The 2,008-nt window shown below is 54.3% G+C and carries 2 protein-coding genes; both read right to left on the bottom strand.

Translation table 11 applies throughout. The features are described from left to right. Positions 1-156: 156 nt before the first annotated feature. A complete protein-coding gene (locus F1735_RS33240) occupies positions 157-624 on the bottom strand; it encodes a hypothetical protein (RefSeq protein ID WP_167241233.1) in 468 nt (155 codons plus the stop codon). Between the two features lie 12 nt (positions 625-636). After that, positions 637-1,809, bottom strand: coding sequence for an HlyD family secretion protein (locus F1735_RS33235; protein WP_167241231.1), 1,173 nt, complete (start codon positions 1,807-1,809; stop codon positions 637-639). Positions 1,810-2,008: the final 199 nt, after the last annotated feature.

Genomic DNA, 2,008 nt, shown 5'->3' with positions numbered 1-2,008 from the left:
CTTCGCGCCGCCCGCCCTTGACCCTGCTCCGGACCGGACATCGACAAGCGCCGCAAGGCGCAGACATTCACAGCGGTAGCCGATATGGTAGCCGAAGTCAACTTCCACTCAAAACGGCATTGGGCCGGCTAAACAGTTACCGTTTTTGCACGTCTTTTAAGAAAAATTTTCAGGTTTCTGATATCCCTTCATAGGGGCTGAACAGTTACGAAAAATCGTGCTCTCCTGATGTCGGCCAGTTCGGAAAAATCGTTTTGCAATTGGCTCGATAGTTCGAGGAGGTTCTTGTTTTGCAAAGAGTAGCTGGCGGACGTTTGAGCCCGCCTGATATACCGAATCACCTTTCGATATAACTCGTTCGCGCATGGCTTTTCCAAAGCATGCAATTTCCTGAGTCATGCTCAAACTTCTTTTCGCTCTACGCTTGACAACCTCTACTATTTCGCTTCTCACGTTGATTTTCTCAGAAGAGTTGAAAAAAAACTGTGAAAGCTGTTCATAAGTAGGTTGACCATAAGCTAGGCTGGCGTGTAAAAGTTCTTGAGTTCTCTGAACTTTTTCGCGCAGCATTACATCCAAACTTTCCCATGCGATAGGGGAGTACAGTTTTCCCGGAAGTTTCAATTTCGTCTCCGTTCAAATAGCTCGCTTCTTCATTGCTCTAAGTGGTTCGAGTAACCATTCAAATAGGGTCTGCTCTTCCAAAATTAGGTCGGCACTTAGCCTCATGCCGGAAACCAGACGCCAATCTCTCCCGTAGGCAGCAATGGTTGGCTGAGAAAGCGAGACACGAATCCGAAAAAGCTGTTCGTTTCCGGCGCCGGGAACTGGCAGCTCCCCCGGCAAGAGTGGCGTTCCCGACACTTCCCGAACGACCCCTTGCCCCATGCCGAAGGTCTGGTAAGGGAACGCGTCGTACATGATGCGCACCTTCGCCCCTGGATGCACGAACCCCACGGACCTGGACGGCGCCCACAATTCGACTTCGAGCTGGCTGTCTGATGCGGCGGCTGTTGCGGGAATGATCACGGCCAGGGTTTGTCCCGGAGTGACGCTTGTGCCAGGGCGCGGCTGCAAGGCGGTAACGATGCCGTCGATCGGGGAAATTAGGCGACCTGTATGCTGGGCCTCAAGACTCACCTCGCGCTCATCCAGCTGGGCCTTGAGGTTCGTCGCCTCTGATCTCGCCAGGTTGGCCTCGGCGTGCAACCTTCCGATTTGGGCGCTCACTTGGGCGAGCTGGCTCCGCTGCAATTCTGTTTCGCGCTCAGCCTGAGCAATCTCATGCTGCACGGCCAAGTAGGCATCGTCATGCTGTCGGCTGGCGGCGGCTGACAGCATTCCCGCATCGAGCAATTTTTGGTTGGCGCTTACGTTCTTGGCCTGCAGGAGTCTGCGTTCTTCGAGGATTTTTCTGGAGATACCCTGCCGTGCGAGGTCAACACTCAACCCGTCTCGGCGGGCGGTGAATTCTTCAATTTGCATCGCTAACTGCTGCGCCCGAGCATTCGCGTTCATTTCTTGAGCTCGTCGCTGAATCGCTTGAATGGACTTCAGGCTGGCGACGAGAGTATCGCCACTTTCAAGAACGGGATTAGCCGAGATTGCTATCAGTTCCTGGCCAACCTTTACATGCTGACCTTCGCTGACCAGCACACGTTCGGCGATCCCATTAAGCTGCGAGACGATTTTGAATGATCCCGCGCTGGGCGTGATCTGCCCGGAAACAGTTTCCTTACGGGCGTATCGCGCAGTAAGAAGAAATGTCACGATCACTACCATCACGATCATAAGAAATGCGGTCAGCATTGTGGCACTTATCGCCAGGGGCTTGACCGCAATCTACCGGACTTAAGCCTGTCGATTTTTTTACGATTGAACGTCGAAATCGCTTGACAAGATGACCGCTTCGCGCGGCCGCCGCCCCGCCCCCGCGGGGTTTTTTTGGGGGGGGGGGGGCGGGCCAAGGAGCTCGGTTTTGTGGGTTTTTGGGCGGATTTGGGGGGCC

It is taken from the genome of Massilia genomosp. 1 (assembly GCF_011682185.1).
GTDB lineage: Bacteria > Pseudomonadota > Gammaproteobacteria > Burkholderiales > Burkholderiaceae_D > Telluria_A > Telluria_A rubra.
This window is presented reverse-complemented; position numbering and strand designations above follow the sequence as displayed.